Origin of the sequence: Enterobacter sp. Bisph1 (assembly GCF_000814905.1) — a bacterium.
GTDB lineage: Bacteria > Pseudomonadota > Gammaproteobacteria > Enterobacterales > Enterobacteriaceae > Kosakonia.
Map to the genome: position 1 here is coordinate 1 of NZ_JXAG01000054.1, position 18,898 is coordinate 18,898.

At 55.1% G+C, this 18,898-nt stretch carries 15 protein-coding genes; 1 reads left to right on the forward strand and 14 read right to left on the reverse strand.

The features are described 5' to 3' along the window. Window positions 1–6 precede the first annotated feature (6 nt). From nuoN to lrhA, 14 genes are all read right to left on the reverse strand, one after another. Window positions 7–1,464 (reverse strand): NADH-quinone oxidoreductase subunit NuoN, encoded by a 1,458-nt coding sequence (nuoN, locus tag RW65_RS20850; protein ID WP_039058766.1) that lies wholly within the window; start codon window positions 1,462–1,464, stop codon window positions 7–9. Window positions 1,465–1,470: 6 nt separating this feature from the next. Then, the gene (nuoM, locus tag RW65_RS20855) at window positions 1,471–3,000 is read right to left on the reverse strand and encodes an NADH-quinone oxidoreductase subunit M (RefSeq protein ID WP_039058767.1); all 1,530 of its coding nucleotides are present in this window, start codon (window positions 2,998–3,000) and stop codon (window positions 1,471–1,473) included. Window positions 3,001–3,238: 238 nt separating this feature from the next. After that, window positions 3,239–5,080 carry an NADH-quinone oxidoreductase subunit L gene (nuoL, locus tag RW65_RS20860; RefSeq protein WP_039058769.1) on the reverse strand — a complete coding sequence of 614 codons (1,842 nt, stop codon included), beginning with the start codon at window positions 5,078–5,080 and terminating at the stop codon, window positions 3,239–3,241. Beyond that, entirely contained in the window at window positions 5,077–5,379 is a 303-nt protein-coding gene (gene nuoK, locus RW65_RS20865; protein ID WP_002463445.1) for an NADH-quinone oxidoreductase subunit NuoK, read from the reverse strand. Before nuoK ends, nuoL begins: the two co-directional genes overlap by 4 nt. Continuing rightward, the gene (nuoJ, locus tag RW65_RS20870; protein WP_039058770.1) at window positions 5,376–5,930 is read right to left on the reverse strand and encodes an NADH-quinone oxidoreductase subunit J; all 555 of its coding nucleotides are present in this window, start codon (window positions 5,928–5,930) and stop codon (window positions 5,376–5,378) included. Before nuoJ ends, nuoK begins: the two co-directional genes overlap by 4 nt. Window positions 5,931–5,941: 11 nt before the next feature. Next, entirely contained in the window at window positions 5,942–6,484 is a 543-nt protein-coding gene (gene nuoI, locus RW65_RS20875; RefSeq protein ID WP_039058771.1) for an NADH-quinone oxidoreductase subunit NuoI, read from the reverse strand. A 14-nt stretch (window positions 6,485–6,498) separates the two neighbouring features. Then, entirely contained in the window at window positions 6,499–7,476 is a 978-nt protein-coding gene (gene nuoH, locus RW65_RS20880) for an NADH-quinone oxidoreductase subunit NuoH (protein ID WP_039058772.1), read from the reverse strand. After that, complete coding sequence (gene nuoG / locus RW65_RS20885; protein ID WP_039058773.1) at window positions 7,473–10,199, reverse strand: NADH-quinone oxidoreductase subunit NuoG; 2,727 nt, start codon at window positions 10,197–10,199, stop codon at window positions 7,473–7,475. The genes nuoH and nuoG overlap by 4 nt, the downstream gene beginning before the upstream one ends. 88 nt (window positions 10,200–10,287) lie before the next feature. Then, window positions 10,288–11,625, reverse strand: a complete 1,338-nt coding sequence (nuoF, locus tag RW65_RS20890) for an NADH-quinone oxidoreductase subunit NuoF (protein ID WP_039058774.1) — start codon at window positions 11,623–11,625, stop codon at window positions 10,288–10,290. Beyond that, window positions 11,622–12,122, reverse strand: coding sequence for an NADH-quinone oxidoreductase subunit NuoE (nuoE, locus tag RW65_RS20895; RefSeq protein WP_039058775.1), 501 nt, complete (start codon window positions 12,120–12,122; stop codon window positions 11,622–11,624). The genes nuoF and nuoE overlap by 4 nt, the downstream gene beginning before the upstream one ends. A gap of 2 nt (window positions 12,123–12,124) precedes the next feature. Beyond that, the gene (gene nuoC / locus RW65_RS20900) at window positions 12,125–13,927 is read right to left on the reverse strand and encodes an NADH-quinone oxidoreductase subunit C/D (protein WP_156124041.1); all 1,803 of its coding nucleotides are present in this window, start codon (window positions 13,925–13,927) and stop codon (window positions 12,125–12,127) included. An 89-nt stretch (window positions 13,928–14,016) separates the two neighbouring features. Then, entirely contained in the window at window positions 14,017–14,691 is a 675-nt protein-coding gene (gene nuoB, locus RW65_RS20905; RefSeq protein ID WP_039058776.1) for an NADH-quinone oxidoreductase subunit NuoB, read from the reverse strand. Window positions 14,692–14,706: 15 nt separating this feature from the next. Beyond that, complete coding sequence (gene nuoA / locus RW65_RS20910) at window positions 14,707–15,150, reverse strand: NADH-quinone oxidoreductase subunit NuoA (protein WP_017458599.1); 444 nt, start codon at window positions 15,148–15,150, stop codon at window positions 14,707–14,709. 626 nt (window positions 15,151–15,776) lie between these two features. After that, window positions 15,777–16,715, reverse strand: a complete 939-nt coding sequence (lrhA, locus tag RW65_RS20915; RefSeq protein WP_039058777.1) for a transcriptional regulator LrhA — start codon at window positions 16,713–16,715, stop codon at window positions 15,777–15,779. A 947-nt stretch (window positions 16,716–17,662) separates the two neighbouring features. Between lrhA and RW65_RS20920 the strand changes: the two genes are divergently transcribed. Further along, the gene (locus RW65_RS20920; protein ID WP_039058779.1) at window positions 17,663–18,877 is read left to right on the forward strand and encodes a pyridoxal phosphate-dependent aminotransferase; all 1,215 of its coding nucleotides are present in this window, start codon (window positions 17,663–17,665) and stop codon (window positions 18,875–18,877) included. Window positions 18,878–18,898: the final 21 nt, after the last annotated feature.

The window sequence follows — 18,898 nt, forward strand, 5'->3', positions numbered from 1 at the left end:
CGAGGCTTACATAATCGGCATCGCCAGTTGCACAATGCTGATTAACGGCTGCGGGTAGATACCCAACAGCAGCACCAGCAGCGCGGAGATCAACACCACAATCCCGCCGGCGCTGTAGGCCCAGTTCGACGGCGCATCACGATTCAATTGCTGCGGCGCGTTGAGGTAAAGACTGACGGCGACACGCAGGTAGTAGTACAAACCAATCGCCGAACCGACTACCACGGCGGCGGTCAGCCACCACAGGTGCGCCTGGACACCGACGGCCAGAATGTAGAACTTACCGATAAAGCCAAGGGTCATCGGAATCCCCGCCAGCGAAAGCATCATCACCGTCATTACCGCAGAGAGGATCGGACGGTGCCAGAACAGACCACGGTAAGAGTACAGCGACTCGGCATCCGGCCCGCGGTACGGGCTGGACATCAGGCTGACCACACCAAACGCGCCAAGGCTACTGAACAGATAACCCGCCAGGTAAACGCCAACGGATTCCATCGACATCTGGCCGCCCTGCAGGGCAATCAGCGCCACCAGCAGGTAGCCGAGGTGCGAGATGGAGGAGTAACCGAGCAGACGCTTGATGTTGGTCTGGCTCAGCGCCATCAGGTTACCAAAGATGATAGAGGCAAAGGCGATAAGACCCAGCACCAGACGCACCGCTTCACTTTCGCCTACCGGTGCATACAGGAACAGACGCATCAGCACGCCAAAAATGGCGATCTTGCTGGCGGTGGCGAGGAAAGTCGAGACCGGCGCTGGCGCACCCTGGTAAACATCTGGCGTCCACAGGTGGAACGGCACCAGCGACAGCTTAAAGCCCAGGCCTACAATCATCATGCCCATCCCCGCCAGAAGCAGCGGTTCGTGCAGCATGCCTTCGCCGAGGCTTTTACCTATCGCCACAAACGACAGGTTGCCGGTTTGCGCATAGACCAGCGCAATACCGAACAGCAGGAACGAAGAGGCGGCAGCGGACAAAATGGTGTATTTGATACTGGCTTCCAGCGAACGTTTCTGGCGGAAGGCGTAGCCCACCAGGCCAAACAGCGGCAACGAGATCAGTTCAATACCGAGGAACAGCGAGGCCATATGATTGGCGTTCGCCAGCAGAATCCCGCCGAGGGCGGCAATCAAAACCAGCAGGTAAAACTCTTCTTTATTATCGCTATACCCTTCCAGCCACGGATAGGCGAAGGTGCAGGTGGCGAGACTCGCCAGCAGCACCAGCCCAGTGTAGAGCATGGCGTAGCCATCGACGCGCATCATCGGGGTGACATCCATCGCCCCCGCCTGGCCGACGAACCACAAAGAGAGCAGCGCGACGTTCAGACCAATAACCGACAGAGTGGCATTGAGAAAATGGTTGCGTCGCCACGCAATGGAGAGCATCACAACCACCACCGTCAATCCGACGATTAGCAGCGGCAGCAGCGCAATCAGGTGTTGTGGAGTTATCGTCATGGCGATTTACGGCCTTGTAGTAGTAACAGAATGAACAAACCACTGCTGGATATTGCCCATCGCGGCATGCGATGTATCCAGAATCGGCTGCGGATAGAAGCCAAGCAGTACCAGAAGCACAACCAGGATCAGGATCATAAACAGCTCGCGCAGTGACAGCCCGCGCAGTTCCTGGCTGGCGAGTTCGCTTTTCGCTTTGCCGAAGTAGGCGCGATGCAGCATCGCCAGCGAGTAAACCGAGGCGAACACCAGGCCAAAGGTGGAGATAACCGTAATAACCGGCACCACCTGGTAGCTGCCGAAGAGGATCATAAATTCCCCGACGAAGTTACCGGTACCCGGCATCCCCAGCGTCGCAACGGCGAAGAACATCGACAGCGCAGGCAGCCACTTAATCTTGCTCCACAAACCGCCCATCATACGCATATCACGCGTGTGCAGACGTTCGTAAAGCTGGCCGCAGAGGATAAACAGACCCGCAGCAGAAAGACCGTGGGCGATCATCTGAATCACCGCGCCCTGGTAAGCGAGCTGGCTGCCGGTGTAGATAGCAATCAGCACGAAACCCATATGGGAAACGGAGGTGTAGGCGATTAGACGTTTGATATCGGTCTGGGTAAACGCCATCCACGCACCATAGAAGATACCGATCACGCCAAGCCACATGGCGATTGGCGCAAACTCTGCGGACGCGTTCGGGAACAGCGGCAGCGAGAAGCGCAGCAGACCGTAAGCGGCGGTTTTCAGCAGGATCCCTGCGAGGTCAACGGAACCGGCGGTCGGTGCCTGTGAGTGCGCATCCGGCAGCCAGCCGTGCAGCGGCACCACCGGCATTTTCACCGCAAAGGCGATGAAGAAACCCAGCATCAGCAGGTATTCAACGTTATGGGACATCGGCGTTTTCAGCAGATCTTCATAAGCGAATGTCCATACGCCGGTCGCGTTGTAGTGCACCAGCACCAGCGCCAGGATGGCAATCAGCATCACCAGGCCACTCGCCTGGGTATAGATGAAGAATTTCGTCGCCGCGGTAATACGCGTCTTCCCGTCGGAGGCTTTGTGGCCCCACAGCGCGATCAGGAAGTACATCGGCACCAGCATCATTTCCCAGAAGAAGAAGAACAGGAACATGTCGATGGCAAGGAACACGCCGATAACGCCGCCGAGGATCCACATCAGGTTCAGGTGGAAGAAGCCCTGATATTTCTCGATTTCACGCCACGAGCACAGCACCGCCAGCACGCCGAGGAAGCCGGTCAACACCACCATCAGCAGCGACAATCCGTCCATCGCCAGGTGAATGCTGATGCCAAAGCGCGGGATCCAGTCGTGTTTAAACTGTTCCTGCCAGCCCGGAAGACCGGTGGATTGCGTCAGAGAATAGCCACCCTGCAACCACAGTTGCAAAGAAAGCGCCAGCGTCAGTCCCATGGTGATCAGCGCTATCCAGCGCGGCACTTTCACGCCGAAGCGTTCGGTTTGCCAGCACAGGAAGCCGCCAATAAAGGGAATCAGAATTAGCCAGGGTAGTAACATGGCGATTTGTGTTCCTTGTTTAAGTCCGGCTCAGGCTATCTTACTCGTCATAGTGAACCCCGGCTGTGCTCGCAATCCTCACGTACTTTAGTACGCTCCGGTTGCTCTGCGCAGGCGGTGTCCACCCTGACTTCGCCGATAACGCCTGTCCATTCGGACCAGATTTTCAACGAATTTCTAAAAATTCTCTTTCGGTTGCAGACTGGCGAAACGCAGCGCGCTCTGCCAGTCGACAAACTCAGCGCAATACCATCAACAGACCCAGCACCACGACGGCGCCAATGCTCATTGATGCGACATACCAGCGCAGATAACCGTTCTCGCTAAACAGCAGACCTTTGCCTGCGAAGCGGGAAAGAATAGCCGGAATGTTCATCAGGGCATTCAGCGGATCGCTCTTCAGCAACCAGGCAACACCGAGGTAGGGCTTAACGAAGACACGATCGTAAAGCCAGTCGAAGCCCCAGGCATTGAACCACCAGGTTCCAAAGAAACGACCGAGCGGGCTGTTGGCAACCGAAGTCACCAGCGTGCGTTTGCCCAGCCACAGCCACGCTGCCAGCAGGATGCCGATAATCGCCACCGCGCCGGATGCCACTTCCAGCATCATCACGCTGCTGTGCGCAAGTTCGGTGGTTTCCGGCAGCACGCCTTTCAGCGGCGGCACGATCATCGCACCAACAAAGGTGGAGAGAATCAGCAGCACGATCAGCGGCAGATGATGGGTAATCCCCTTCCCTGCGTGGGCGTGAATTTGCTCTTTGCCATGGAAAACAATGAAAATCAGTCGGAAGGTGTACAGCGAGGTCATAAACGCGCCAACCAGGCCAGCAATCATCAGATTGATATGACCATTCGCCACGGCACCCGCCAGAATTTCATCCTTACTGAAGAAGCCCGCGGTGATCATTGGCAAGGCAGAGAGCGCCGCGCCGCCGACCAGGAAGCAGGCATATACCAGCGGAATCGACTTACGCAGGCCACCCATTTTGAAAATGTTCTGCTCGTGATGACAGGCGAGGATAACCGAACCCGACGAGAGGAACAGCAGCGCTTTAAAGAACGCGTGCGTCATCAGGTGGAAAATCGCCGCGTCCCACGCCTGCACGCCCAGCGCCAGGAACATGTAACCAATCTGGCTCATCGTCGAGTAAGCGAGTACGCGTTTGATATCGGTCTGCACCAGCGCGGCGAAACCGGCCATCAGCAGCGTGACCGCCCCGACAATACCCACCAGATGCAGCACTTCCGGCGTCAGCAGGAACAAGCCGTGAGTACGCGCAATCAGGTAGACGCCTGCGGTCACCATGGTTGCGGCGTGGATCAGCGCAGAAACCGGCGTCGGACCCGCCATCGCGTCCGCAAGCCAGGTCTGCAACGGCAGCTGCGCAGATTTACCTACCGCGCCACCCAGCAGCAGCAGCGTCGCCCACATCAGCGTCGTGCTGCCGTTAGCGAAGTGCTGCGGTGCCAGCTCCACCATTTCGCGAAAGTTCAGCGTGCCCAGTTCGTTGTAAAGAATGAACAGCGCAAAGGCGAGGAACACGTCACCAACACGAGTAACCACGAAAGCTTTCATCGCCGCGGCAAGGTTTTTTGGCTCGGTATAGTAGAAGCCAATCAGCAGGTAGGAGCACAGGCCCACACCTTCCCAACCGAGGTACATCAGCAGCAGGTTATCCGCCAGCACCAGAACCACCATGCTGGCGATAAACAGGTTGGTGTAGGCGAAGAAGCGGGAGTAACCCTCTTCACCACGCATATACCAGGAGGCGAACATATGGATCAGGAAGCCGACGCCGGTGACCACCGACAGCATGGTCAGTGACAGGCCGTCGAGCACCAGATTAAAGCCGATGTTGAAGTCACCAACGGCCATCCACGTCCACAGCGGTTTAACGAAAGGCTGCTGACCGTTGCTGAAGAAATCAACGCCAGCCCAGGCGGTAACCAGCGCCGCCAGTCCAATCGAACCCATCCCGATGGTTGCGGAGAGATTCTCCGACCAGCGGCCACGGGAGAACGCCAGCAGGACAAAGCCAAGCAAAGGAAAAATTATGGTTAAGGCGAGCATGTTCATCCACGCATCTCACTTACTGAATCGATATTCAGATTCTGGCGACGACGATGGAGTTGCAACAGCAACGCCAGGCCAATGCTCGCTTCCGCAGCCGCGAGGCTAATGGCGAGAATGTACATCACCTGTCCATCGGTCTGACCCCAATAGCTGCCGGCGACCACAAAAGCCAGCGCGGCGGCGTTAATCATGATTTCCAGCCCAATCAGCATAAACAGCAGATTGCGGCGGATAACCAGACCGGTCAGCCCCAACACAAATAAAATTGCCGCGAGGATCAATCCATGTTGCAACGGGATCATGCGCGCTCCTCCGTTTTTCTTTTCGCCCGGTCTTCCGCGCGATTGCTCAGCACTTCGCCTGGACGGTCTTCGCGCCCCAGATGGAAGGCCACAACCAGCCCCGCCAGCAGCAGCATGGAAGCAAGTTCCACCGCCAGTACGTAAGGACCAAACAGCGTGATACCGACGGCTTTCGCGCTAATCGCGTTGCCTTCAATACCCTGATCGTTGACGCCGAGGATGGCGTAAATCATCACCACCAGCAGCACCGCGGAGAGCAGCGCCGGGCCGACCCAAATTTGCGGTGATAGCCAGTTGCGCTCCTGCTCGACCACGCTATTACCGAGGTTAAGCATCATCACCACGAAGACAAACAGCACCATAATGGCACCGGCGTAGACGATGATCTCCAGCGCACCGGCGAAGTAGGCACCGAGGGAAAAGAAGACCCCGGCAATCGCCAGCAGCGAGACAATCAAATACAGCAAGGCGTGTACCGGGTTGGTATGCGTAATCACGCGTACCGTCGTCAGGATGGCGACCAGGCCACAGATATAAAAAGCGAACTCCATTGCCCCTCTCCTTACGGTAACAGGCCCTTGACGTCGATAGGTTTAGCTTCATTTTCCGCTTCACCTTTATCTTTGCCGTCGATTGCCATACCTGCCATCCGGTAGAAGTTATATTCCGGGTATTTGCCCGGACCGGAGATCAGCAGATCCTCTTTTTCGTACACTAAATCCTGACGTTTGTACTCGCCCAGCTCGAAGTCCGGGGTAAGCTGAATCGCCGTGGTCGGACACGCTTCTTCACACAGGCCGCAAAAGATACAGCGTGAGAAGTTGATACGGAAAAACTCCGGATACCAGCGTCCATCCTGCATCTCCGCTTTTTGCAGCGAGATACAGCCAACCGGACAGGCAACGGCGCACAGGTTACAGGCTACGCAGCGCTCTGAACCGTCCGGATCGCGCGTTAACACGATACGGCCACGATAGCGCGGCGGCAGATAAACCGGCTCTTCCGGGTACATACGCGTTTCGCGTTTGGCGAACGCATGCAGGCCAATCATCCAGATACTACGAACCTGGGTGCCGAAGCCCACGAGTAATTCTTTTAAAGTCATGGTCTTTTCACCCCTTATTGCGCTTGCCAGAGAATGACAGCCGCCGTTCCCAGCAAATTAATCAGCGTCAATGGCAGGCAGATTTTCCAGCCGAAGGACATCACCTGGTCATAACGCGGACGCGGCAGCGCGGCGCGAATCAAAATGAACATCATCATAAAGAAGGCGGTTTTCAGCGCGAACCAGATGAACGGCGGTAACAACGGACCCTGCCAGCCACCAAAGAACAGCGTGACCATCAGCGCGGAAATCGTCACGATACCGATGTATTCACCGACGAAGAACAGACCGAACTTCATGCCGGAGTATTCGATATGGTAACCATCCGCCAGTTCCTGCTCGGCTTCCGGCTGGTCAAACGGGTGGCGGTGACACACCGCCACGCCGGCGATAGCAAACGTCACGAAACCAAAGAACTGCGGAATCACGTTCCACAAACCCGCCTGGTTGTTGACGATGTCGGTCATATTGAATGAACCGGCCTGCGCGACCACGCCCATCAGGGAGAGGCCAAGGAACACTTCATAGCTCAGGGTCTGGGCAGACGCACGCATCGCACCCAGCAAGGAGTATTTGTTGTTACTCGACCAGCCCGCGAACAGCACCGCGTAAACCGCCAGACCCGCCATCATCAGGAAGAAAAGAATCCCGATATTCAGGTCGGCCACCACCCAGGTCGGGCTGACCGGCACAATGGCGAAGGCTAACAGCAGCGAGGTGAACGCGATCATCGGCGCGAGGGTAAAGATAACCCGGTCGGAGAAGCGCGGGATCCAGTCCTCTTTAAAGAACATCTTGATCATGTCCGCGACCAGCTGGAGCGAACCGCCCCAGCCTACACGGTTCGGTCCGTAACGGTTTTGAAACAGACCGAGGAGTCGACGTTCGCCAAAGCTCATGAACGCACCGCAGGTCACCACCACCAGCAGGATGACGACGGCCTTCAGAATGCTTAACAGAATGTCGATAACATCCGGTGTTAACCAGCTCATGCTTGCGCCTCCTGCAGATTTTCAAGACGTGCTCCGGCGAGAACCGGCGCAATGCCAGGCATCCCCATCGGCAGACCTACCTGCCCTGCCGCCAGACCTTCGGAAACCTGCAGCGGCAGGCTCAGGGTCTGACCTTCATAGGTGAAGGCAATGCGCGCACCAGCATTAACGCCAAGCTTCGCCGCATCCGCTGGATTGAGCTTGATGTACGGCTGCGGCATGCGGCTCTGGAATACAGGAGCACGCTGCGACAGTTCGTCGCTGCCGAACAGGTGATAGTAAGGCGCAATACGCCACTTGCCATCCTGCGCTTCAAAGGAAGCCGGAACGGTGGTAAAGAAATCCAGACCGGTTGCAGAAGCTTCAATCAGGCGTACGCCCGGATCGCCATGACGTAGATGCCCGCCCACTTCGTCCTGGAATTTGTTCCAGGCCTGCGGGGAGTTCCAGCCCGGCGCCCACGCAAAGGGGATTTGCGAACGCGGTGCGGACGGCTGGTTGTTCCCTTCCATTGAGAAGGCGAACATGGTGTCTTTGTCCTGCGGCTGACGCGGTTCGTGCACGCTGATATTGGCGCGCATTGCCGTGCGTCCGCTGTAGCGGTGCGGCTCACGGGCCAGTTTCTGACCACGAATGCGGAAGCTGGCATCCGGCGCGGCCTCTTTAATGCCCGCCAGCTGCGGCAACGCTTCGACCACCGCATCAATCACATGATCGAGCTGGGTCCAGTCCACTTCGCGGTTGAGCACGGTGCTGTGCAGGGAATGCAGCCAGCGCCAGCTCTCCAGCATCAGGGTTTTGTTGTCGTAGTAGGCCGGATCGTAGACCTGGAAGAAACGCTGAGCGCGCCCTTCGTTATTGATAACCGTACCGTCGCTTTCCGCGAAGCTTGCGGCGGAAAGCACCAGATGGGCGCGGTCCATAATCGCCGTGCGCTGGTGATCAACTACCAGCACCAGCGGCGCTTTTGCCAGCGCCGCGTCAACGCGGGCGGCAGAGGCGTGACGGTGCAGATCGTTTTCCAGCACCACAACCGCGTCCGCACTGCCGCTTTCCAGCTCAGCCAGCGCGTCATCGAGGCTGCCGCCGCCGATAAGACCGAGGCCCATACTGTTAACAGAGCGGGCGATCATGGTGATACCGACATCGGCACCGCGGCCTTTCAGCGCTTTCGCGACGTTAGCTGCCGCTTCTATTACGGCGGCGCTACCGGCGTTGGTCCCGGAGATAATCAGCGGTTTTTTCGCCCCGGCCAGCGCCTGAACGATAACATCCACTTTGCTCTTCAGGTCGTTGCTCAGACCGTCGACCGCCGGGGAAGCTTCATCCAGCGCATGGGCGATGGCGAAACCTAAACGCGCCTGATCTTCAACGGGTGCACGATAGGTCCACGCCGCGATATCGTCCAGACGCGTGCTGTCGATGTTGGTGACAAACAGCGGGTGTTTAGCGCGCTGACCGATGTTCATGATCGCGGCAATCTGCCAGTCGGCGACTTTTTGTGCCGCTGCCATTTCACGGGCTTTGCCTTTCACCGCCTGACGCACCGCCAGCGCGGCGCGCGCGCCGGTCTGGGTGACATCTTCGCCGAGGATCAGCACCGCATCATAGGATTCGATTTCGCGCAGCGCAGGGGTATGGATACCGCCCTCACGCAGCACTTTCAGAGCCAGTTCGAGACGTTCCTGCTCGCCTTTGGCGATACCGGTATAGAAGTTTTCCGCACCGACTAAAGCACGCAGCGCGAAGTTACTCTCGACGCTGGCGCGCGGGGAACCGATACCGATCACTTTCTTCGACTGACGCAGAATGTCCGCCGCACCCTGCATCGCCTGCTCGGCGTTAAGCATAATCAGATCGTCGCCGCGACGCTGCACTGGTTGGCGCGGGCGGTCTTTCAGGTTGACGTAGCCATAGCCGAAACGTCCGCGATCGCAGAGGAAGTAGTGGTTAACGGTGCCGTTGTAACGGTTTTCGATGCGACGCAGTTCGCCATAACGTTCGCCCGGGCTGGTGTTACAACCCAGTGAACACTGCTGGCAGATGCTCGGGGCAAACTGCATATCCCATTTACGGTTATAACGCTCGGAGTGGGTTTTATCGGTGAACACGCCGGTCGGGCAGATTTCCACCAGGTTACCGGAGAATTCGCTCTCCAGCGTACCGTCTTCCGGGCGACCGAAGTAGACGTTGTCATGCGCGCCGTAAACGCCCAGATCCGTGCCGTCCGCGTAATCTTTGTAATAACGCACGCAGCGATAACAGGCGATACAGCGGTTCATTTCATGGGAGATGAATGGACCGAGATCCTGGTTACGGTGCGTACGTTTAGTGAAACGATAGCGACGGAAGCTGTGACCGGTCATCACGGTCATATCCTGCAGGTGGCAGTTGCCCCCCTCTTCGCAGACCGGACAGTCGTGCGGATGGTTGGTCATCAACCACTCAACAACGCTTTCACGGAACTGCTTCGCTTCGTGATCGTCAATGGAGATAAAAGTACCGTCGGATGCCGGTGTCATACAGGACATTACCAGGCGGCCACGCGTGTCTTCCGCGTTTTGATATTGCTTTACCGCACACTGGCGGCATGCACCCACGCTCCCCAGCGCCGGATGCCAGCAAAAATAGGGAATATCAAGGCCTAAAGAGAGACACGCCTCAAGAAGGTTGTCCGCTCCATTTACCTCGTATTCTTTGCCGTCTACATGAATAGTAGCCATTAGCATGCTTCCAGTTGTCCTGGTCAGCGACCAGGAGTTAATCAAAATTCTCTTCGCGTCCCTTCATCGCATGATGAAAGGAGAACCATTACCAGCGCGCTTTCAGCAAGTTTGGCTGGATACCGCCAATTGCATGGGTATTGCTGAACTGCTGCTTAATGCCCGCTTCAAACTCGTCGCGGAAATATTTAATGGCGCTCTGTAACGGTTCAACGGCACCTGGCGCATGGGCGCAGAAGGTTTTACCCGGCCCGAGTTGTCGACACAGTTGCTCAAGTGTCTCGATATCTCCAGGCTGGCCTTCGCCGCGCTCCAGCGCACGCAGGATCTTCACGCTCCACGGCAGACCGTCGCGACATGGCGTACACCAGCCGCAGGACTCGCGGGCAAAGAACTCTTCAAGGTTACGCACCAGCGATACCATGCCGATTTCATGGTCGACGGCCATCGCCAGCGCGGTGCCGAGACGGCTGCCCGCTTTACCAATGCTTTCGAACTCCATCGGTAGATCCAGGTGCGCTTCCGTCAGGAAGTCGGTTCCCGCGCCGCCCGGCTGCCAGGCTTTGAATTTCAGGCCATCGCGCATGCCGCCCGCATAATCCTCAAGGATTTCACGCGCGGTAGTACCAAACGGCAGTTCCCACAGGCCCGGGTTTTTCACGCGACCGGAGAAGCCCATCAGTTTGGTACCGGCATCTTTGCTGGTCGAAATGTTCTGATACCACTCGACGCCGTTGGCCAGAATCGCCGGAACGTTACACAGGGTTTCGACGTTGTTGACACAGGTCGGTTTACCCCACACGCCGGAGCTGGCCGGGAACGGCGGCTTAGAACGCGGGTTGGCGCGGCGGCCTTCCAGCGAGTTAATCAGCGCCGTCTCTTCGCCGCAGATATAACGTCCTGCGCCGGTGTGGACGATCAGTTCGAAATCGAAACCGCTGCCGAGGATATTTTTGCCGAGCAGACCGGCTTCGGTTGCTTCGGCGATTGCGCGGCGCAAATGCACCGCCGCTTCAATATATTCCCCGCGCAGGAAGATGTAGCCACGGTACGCTTTCAGCGCGAAGGCTGAAATCAGCATGCCTTCCACCAGCAGGTGCGGCAGCTGTTCCATCAACAGACGGTCTTTATAGGTGCCCGGCTCCATTTCATCGGCGTTACACAGCAGGTAACGGATATTCATGGATTCGTCTTTTGGCATCAGGCTCCACTTCAAACCGGTGGAGAAGCCTGCGCCGCCGCGGCCTTTCAGACCGGAGTCTTTCACCGCGTTGACAATTTCATCCGGCGCCATCCCGGTCAGCGCTTTACGCGCCCCGGCATAGCCGTTTTTGCTCTGATACTCTTCGAGCCAGACCGGTTGTTTGTCGTCGCGTAAACGCCAGGTCAGCGGATGGGTTTCGGGAGTACGGATAATTGTTTTCATTTATACCGCTCCAGTAGGTCAGGGATCCCTTCCGGCGTCAGATGACTGTGGGTATCTTCATCAATCATCATGTTCGGGCCTTTGTCGCAGTTGCCAAGACAGCAGGTCGGCAGCAGCGTAAAGCGGCCATCAAAGGTAGTCTGACCCGGTTTGATCTTCAGGTGACTTTCAATCGCCGACTGAATGCCCTGATAGCCGGTGATATGGCAAACCACGCTATCGCAGTAGCGAATAACGTGGCGGCCCACCGGCTGGCGGAAGATCTGGCTGTAGAAGGTGGCCACGCCTTCGACGTCGCTCGCCGGAATGCCCAGCACATCGGCGATGGCGTAAATTGCGCCGTCCGGCACCCAGCCACGCTGTTTCTGAACAATCTTCAGCGCTTCAATGGACGCCGCACGCGGGTCTTCGTAGTGGTGCTTCTCGTGCTCAATTGCCTCACGCTCTGCCGCACTCAGCTCAAAAGCCTCGGTTTGTGGTTGTTGATTCTCGTGCATAATTAGCGATCCACATCTGACATAACAAAATCGATACTACCCAGGTAGACAATTAAGTCCGATACCAGGCTGCCACGGATCGCCGACGGAATTTGCTGCAGGTGCGCAAAGCTCGGCGTACGTACGCGGGTACGGTAGCTCATGGTGCTGCCGTCGCTGGTCAGGTAGTAACTGTTAATACCCTTGGTTGCCTCAATCATCTGGAAGGATTCGTTGGCCGGCATCACCGGGCCCCACGACACCTGCAGGAAGTGAGTAATCAGGGTTTCGATATGTTGCAGCGTGCGCTCTTTCGGCGGCGGCGTCGTCAGCGGGTGATCCGCTTTGAACGGGCCTTCCGGCATATTATTGAGGCACTGCTCAAGTATGCGCAGGCTCTGGCGCAGCTCTTCCACTTTTAGCATCACGCGGGTATAGCAGTCGCTCACGCCACCGCCGACGGGGATTTCAAAGTCGAAGTTCTCATAACCGGAGTACGGGCGCGCTTTACGCACGTCGAAGTTAATGCCGGTGGCGCGCAGGCCCGCACCGGTGGTGCCCCACTCCAGCGCCTCTTTCGCACCGTAAGCGGCAACGCCCTGCGAGCGGCCTTTCAGAATGGAGTTACGCAGCGCGGCTTTCTCGTAAGAAGCCAGACGTTTCGGCATCCAGTCGAGGAACTCGCGCAGCAGACGATCCCAGCCACGCGGCAGATCGTGCGCCACGCCGCCAATACGGAACCAGGCCGGGTGCATACGGAAACCGGTGATCGCTTCCACCAGATCGTAGATTTTCTGACGATCGGTAAAGGCAAAGAACACCGGCGTCATTGCGCCGACGTCCTGAATAAAGGTGGAGATATAGAGCAGATGGCTGTTGATGCGGAACAGTTCTGAGAGCATAACGCGGATCACGTTGACACGATCCGGCGTGGTAATACCCGCCAGTTTTTCCACTGCCAGCACATAAGGCATTTCGTTGACGCAGCCGCCGAGATACTCGATACGGTCGGTATACGGGATATAGCTGTGCCAGGACTGGCGCTCACCCATTTTCTCCGCGCCGCGATGGTGATAACCGATATCCGGCACGCAGTCGACGATCTCTTCGCCGTCCAGTTGCAGAATGATACGGAACGCACCGTGCGCAGACGGGTGGTTCGGGCCGAGGTTGAGGAACATAAAGTCCTCGTTTTCGGTGCCGCGCTTCATGCCCCAGTCTTCCGGCTTAAAGGTCAGCGCTTCCATTTCCAAATCCTGTTTGGCTTTGGTCAGCTCAAACGGATCGAATTCGGTCGCGCGCGCCGGGTAATCTTTACGCAGCGGGTGGCCCGTCCACGTATGCGGCATCATGATACGCGTCAGGTGCGGGTGACCATTGAAGGTCACGCCAAACATCTCCCAGGTTTCACGCTCATACCAGTTGGCGTTGGGGAAAAGTTTGGTCAGAGTCGGCACGTTCAGATCGTTTTCAATCAGCGCCACTTTCAGCATGATGTCGCGATTGCGATCGATAGAGATGAAGTGGTAGAAAACGGAAAAATCCGCGGCGGGTAACCCGGCGCGGTGGGTGCGAAGACGTTCATCCATGCCGTGTAAATCAAACAGCATGACATACGGTTTCGGCAATTTCTTTAAGAAATCGACAATTTCCAGCAACTGCTCACGCTTCACCCAGACAACGGGTACCCCGGTGCGGGTCGCCTGAACGGTAAAGGCATCCGGCCCAAAACGGTTGCGCAATTCCCCAATGACCGGATCATCTTGATGATCCCGGGTCTGCCATGCGGCTTCTTGCGCAGTTAAATCGGTCATATTGTTCACCATTGCAAAGGGTCCGTGGTGACTGTTGGGTAAGGCTTCGCGTTATAGGATTAGTGAAATGCGAAGATTCTTCCATTACCCACAGGCGCAAATTAAATCTCGTCCGGCGTACGCAGGTTGGTCACGGCGATACGCTCGCCACGTTTACGCTCGCGTTCTGACTGCATATTGGCGCGATAAACGCCCTGATCGCCAACCACCCATGAGAGCGGGCGACGCTCTTTGCCAATCGACTCCTGCAGCAGCATCAGCGCCTGCATATAGGCTTCAGGACGCGGCGGGCAGCCTGGGATGTAAACATCCACCGGGATAAATTTGTCGACGCCTTGTACCACCGAATAGATGTCGTACATGCCGCCAGAGTTCGCGCAGGCACCCATGGAGATAACCCACTTCGGCTCCAGCATCTGGTCGTAAAGGCGCTGAATGACCGGCGCCATTTTGGTAAACACGGTACCGGCCACCACCATCAGGTCTGCCTGACGCGGGGAGGCACGCAGTACTTCCGCACCAAAACGCGCAACGTCGTGCACCGCCGTAAACGATGTCACCATCTCTACGTAGCAGCACGACAGGCCAAAGTTGTATGGCCAAATAGAGTTTTTACGGCCCCAGTTCACCATATCGTGCATAGCGTTTTCGAGCTTGCCCATGTAGACGCTACGGTTAACTTCTTGTTCCAGGGGGTCGGTTACGATCTCCTGTTTCTGCAGGGGGTAACGGTCGTTCTCACCGTTAGGATCTATGCGGGTGAGCGTATAATCCATCTTATTGCCTCGCGGTTAGCGTTGACTGTCAGTGTAGCTGTTAGTCTCTGGGTTGATTTGCTCACGGCGCGAACGCACGGGCGTCCAATCCAGCGCGCCAATACGCACCAGATAAACCAGACCAGCCAGCAGCACTAATATAAAAATTGCGGCTTCGACAAACCCGACCCAACCACTCTCGCGAATGGAGGTTGACCATGCGTACAGGTAAAGCGCTTCCACGTCGAAGATGACGAAGAACATGGCCACCAGGTAGAACTTGGCGGATAGACGTAAGCGAGCGGAACCGACGGAGTCGATACCCGATTCGAAAGGAACGTTTTTGTGCCTCGCGCGTGCGCGACCGCCCAAAAACCGACCGCCGATCAGCATCAGGCAACACAGGCCAATGGCGACAATAAGAAAGATAGCGAATGCCCAGTGATGAGCGATGATTTCAGTGGATGTTGACATACGCATTGCTTAACTCAAAAGGTAGCGCTATTTCCTCTGCTCTTGCTGGCAGATGACGCCACATCGATTCACGGGGAGGAATAAAAAACCACACATTACCTGTGTAAAAGGCGAAAAGCAGCCAAATGATGTGGGTTTTTACTCCTTTCTATAACCTTTTGTCAACTTTAACAAAAGTTTCCTCACATTAGTTTACATCGGCATCAACCCATTAACATTTAGTGCCGTTTTCTTGAACGGCTTCAAATTTTTCCAAGAAAGATCCGGCTGTTGAATCGTGTCCGTTGTGAGTTTTAACACATATAACCCTCTTATTTTGACAGGATTCTCGGCGGATTCCTCCCCCTCTACGGGAGTATTTTCTTGATCTGAGACACGCTTTTGTTAATTCATCTGATGAAACAGCAACAATCTGTGTTGATTTTTAACATGACCAGCGTGTAAGGAAGACTATAGATGAAAAAAAGAGATTATGCCGTGAAGGAAGTTAAGTTATTGAAAGAAGAAATAATTTATGAGGGAAACACTTTGTTACGCAGCAATCTGTATGAAAAATGAACCGATAACCGATTTTTTATCGTCAGCGGTTCATTTTTGCACTTACATTTTGTTACCAGAATTGGTAGGGAATGTTAGCCAAAATCCCCTTCAACAATCAGTGGATCGCCTCCCCCTTCCGGAGTACCGCCGCCGTAATGCCAGGGATTCTGATAGTGTTCCATCGCCTGGAAAATCACCTGCGCCAGCTCATTTTGGCTGAGGGGATTGTAGCTCAGGAGATATTCTGTGTCCGGCAACAGCGGTAATCCTTCGGCCCTACCCAGCACGCGTAGGTCGGGGCTCATCATCTCAACCGGTCGCGCCGTGACGCCGAGACCCGCTTTGACTGCCGCTTTTACCGCCGATAGCGTCGACGCAACATACGCCATCCGCCAGGGGATATCCGCCGCGTGCAGCGCATTAATCACCATATCGCGGAACGGACTCGGTTCATCAAGCAGCACCAGCGGGATCGCCTCGCCTTTTTGCAACACGAATTCCGCCGAGCAATACCAGTGCGTGGGCGACGTGCGCAGCGTCAGGTAATCGTACTGGCCTGAGCGATTCGTCGTCACCATCAGATCCGCGTCATACTGCGGTTGACGATCGACGGAGAAGGGATTGCGCTCCACGCGCACATCCAGCGCCAGCTTCGGGTAGACGGAGCTAATACGATTAAGCAAAAACGGCAAAATCGTATCTGCTGACTCGTCAGACGCGCCGATGGTTAACACGCCATGAAGATTGCTAAACATTAGCGACGTGCATGCTTCGTCATTGAAACGCAAAATCTTCCGCGCATAGCCCAGCAGCTGGATACCGTGCTCTGTTAACAGTTTATTGCGCCCATGACGGGCAAAAAGTTCTTTTCCCACTAATTGTTCAAGCCGCTGCATTTGCTGACTGACAGCGGATTGGGTGCGACAAACCGCGGCAGCTGCCGCAGCAAAGGTGTTCAGATCGGCGACCGCAACAAAAGTTCTCAGCAGATCGAGGTCGAGATTCAGTATCGGACGATTTGCATTTATCATATTTTTTCACTTACGGGTCGTTCGCGCGGCGTGACCCGGGTTTATGCTGTGCTCGTAAGATTAAGTAATTCCATTTAAAAAATGCATCCAGCAGTAACATCACCAGGTAAAACCTGGTAGTAAGTTCGGCTATTTTTAGTTCGCTGATTAACACAAGCTGAACATACTGGCTTTATTTCGCCTACGCCCATTCCTTTTAGATATATAAAACAAGCCTGAGCGCGTTATTCCTTTTAAAAAAGCAAGCTGGCGCAGCGTTCAAAGGCTAATACACAAAGCTGTCGCAAACAGAACCGGGCTATATAACGGGACTGGATGAAAAGCGAATAATAACCATTAGCTCATATTAACGAATAAACCCTGGTTTATGTATGGCCTTTCGTGCCGGTTCCTTTTCTTGCCCTGCGAGTTTATCCTAAAACCTTTATATTTATAAGCATTATTGCGAACAAACTAAAGTCAACTTACGGCCCTTTTGACAATAAGATCTTATTTATATTACTGATCGTCATCGTTACCTTTCTCAATATTAAATAGCTATAGATTTAAAGGCATCCTAAATATTAATAAAACTTAACATTGTGTTTACAGCCGTCGCTATTATTAGCCGAATAAGATATGCATACCTTATCAGGTTCATGATCCCGCCTGCAGGCTGTTTTTCCCTCAGCCTACTCGGTACATCTGGCAAAAACGACAGCTTTTCGGTGGTATAAAATGATGAAAATAAAAATCATTTCAGAACTTAACACTGAAAATATATTAAAAGTCAGATAAATTAAAAAACAAACGCCGGGACAAACAGTTTAAAAATCGTTAAGCATGGGAGACATTGCGGCGAAATGATCTTCTGTTAACCCTTCAAAAGGGGCGGTTGTGAGAGTACATTATTCCGTGCTCACTTCCACGGCAGGCAGTGGCTATATTAGCTAAAAGGTTACAGGTTCATGTCCTCCATCGAAAAATCCAGCAAATTAGATAACGTCTGTTACGACATTCGTGGCCCGGTTCTGAAAGAGGCAAAGCGTCTTGAAGAAGAAGGTAACAAGGTTCTTAAACTCAACATCGGCAACCCTGCCCCCTTCGGCTTCGAAGCACCGGATGAAATTCTGGTCGATGTGATCCGCAACCTCCCCAGCGCGCAAGGCTATTGTGACTCAAAAGGCCTTTATTCTGCGCGTAAAGCTATCATGCAGCACTACCAGGCGCGCGGCATGCGCGAAGTGACCGTTGAAGATATCTATATTGGCAACGGAGTTTCAGAACTGATTGTGCAGTCGATGCAGGCCTTGCTTAACAGCGGCGATGAAATGCTGGTGCCTGCGCCGGATTATCCGCTGTGGACCGCTGCGGTTTCGCTCTCCGGCGGGAAAGCGGTGCACTATTTATGTGATGAGTCGGCGGGCTGGTTCCCCGATCTCGACGATATCCGAGCCAAAATCACCCCGCGTACCCGCGGTATTGTGATTATCAACCCGAACAACCCTACCGGCGCGGTCTACTCGAAAGAGCTACTGATGGAAGTGGTTGAGCTCGCTCGTCAGCACAACCTCATTATTTTCGCCGATGAGATTTACGACAAAATTCTCTATGACGAGGCGCAGCATCACTCTATTGCCGCGCTGGCACCGGACCTGTTTACTATCACCTTTAATGGCCTGTCCAAAACTTATCGCGTGGCCGGTTTCCGCCAGGGCTGGATGGTGCTAAGCGGACCCAAAAAACACGCCAAAGGGTATATTGAAGGGCTGGAGATGCTGGCGTCGATGCGCCTGTGCGCCAACGTTCCGGCACAGCATGCAATCCAGACCGCTCTCGGCGGTTATCAGAGCATCAGCGAATTTATCGTGCCCGGCGGTCGTTTGTATGAACAGCGTAATCATGCGTGGGAGCTGATTAACCAGATCCCCGGCGTTTCCTGCGTAAAACCGAGCGGCGCACTGTATATGTTCCCGAAAATTGATGCTAAACGCTTCAATATTCACGATGACCAGAAAATGGTGCTCGACTTCCTGTTACAGGAAAAAGTGCTGCTAGTCCAGGGTACGGCGTTTAACTGGCCGTGGCCGGATCATGTACGTATTGTCACGCTGCCGCGTGAAGACGATCTGGAGTTGGCTATTTCGCGTTTTGGTCGTTTCCTCTCCGGTTACCACCAGTAACCGATGCCGGGGGAGGATTTG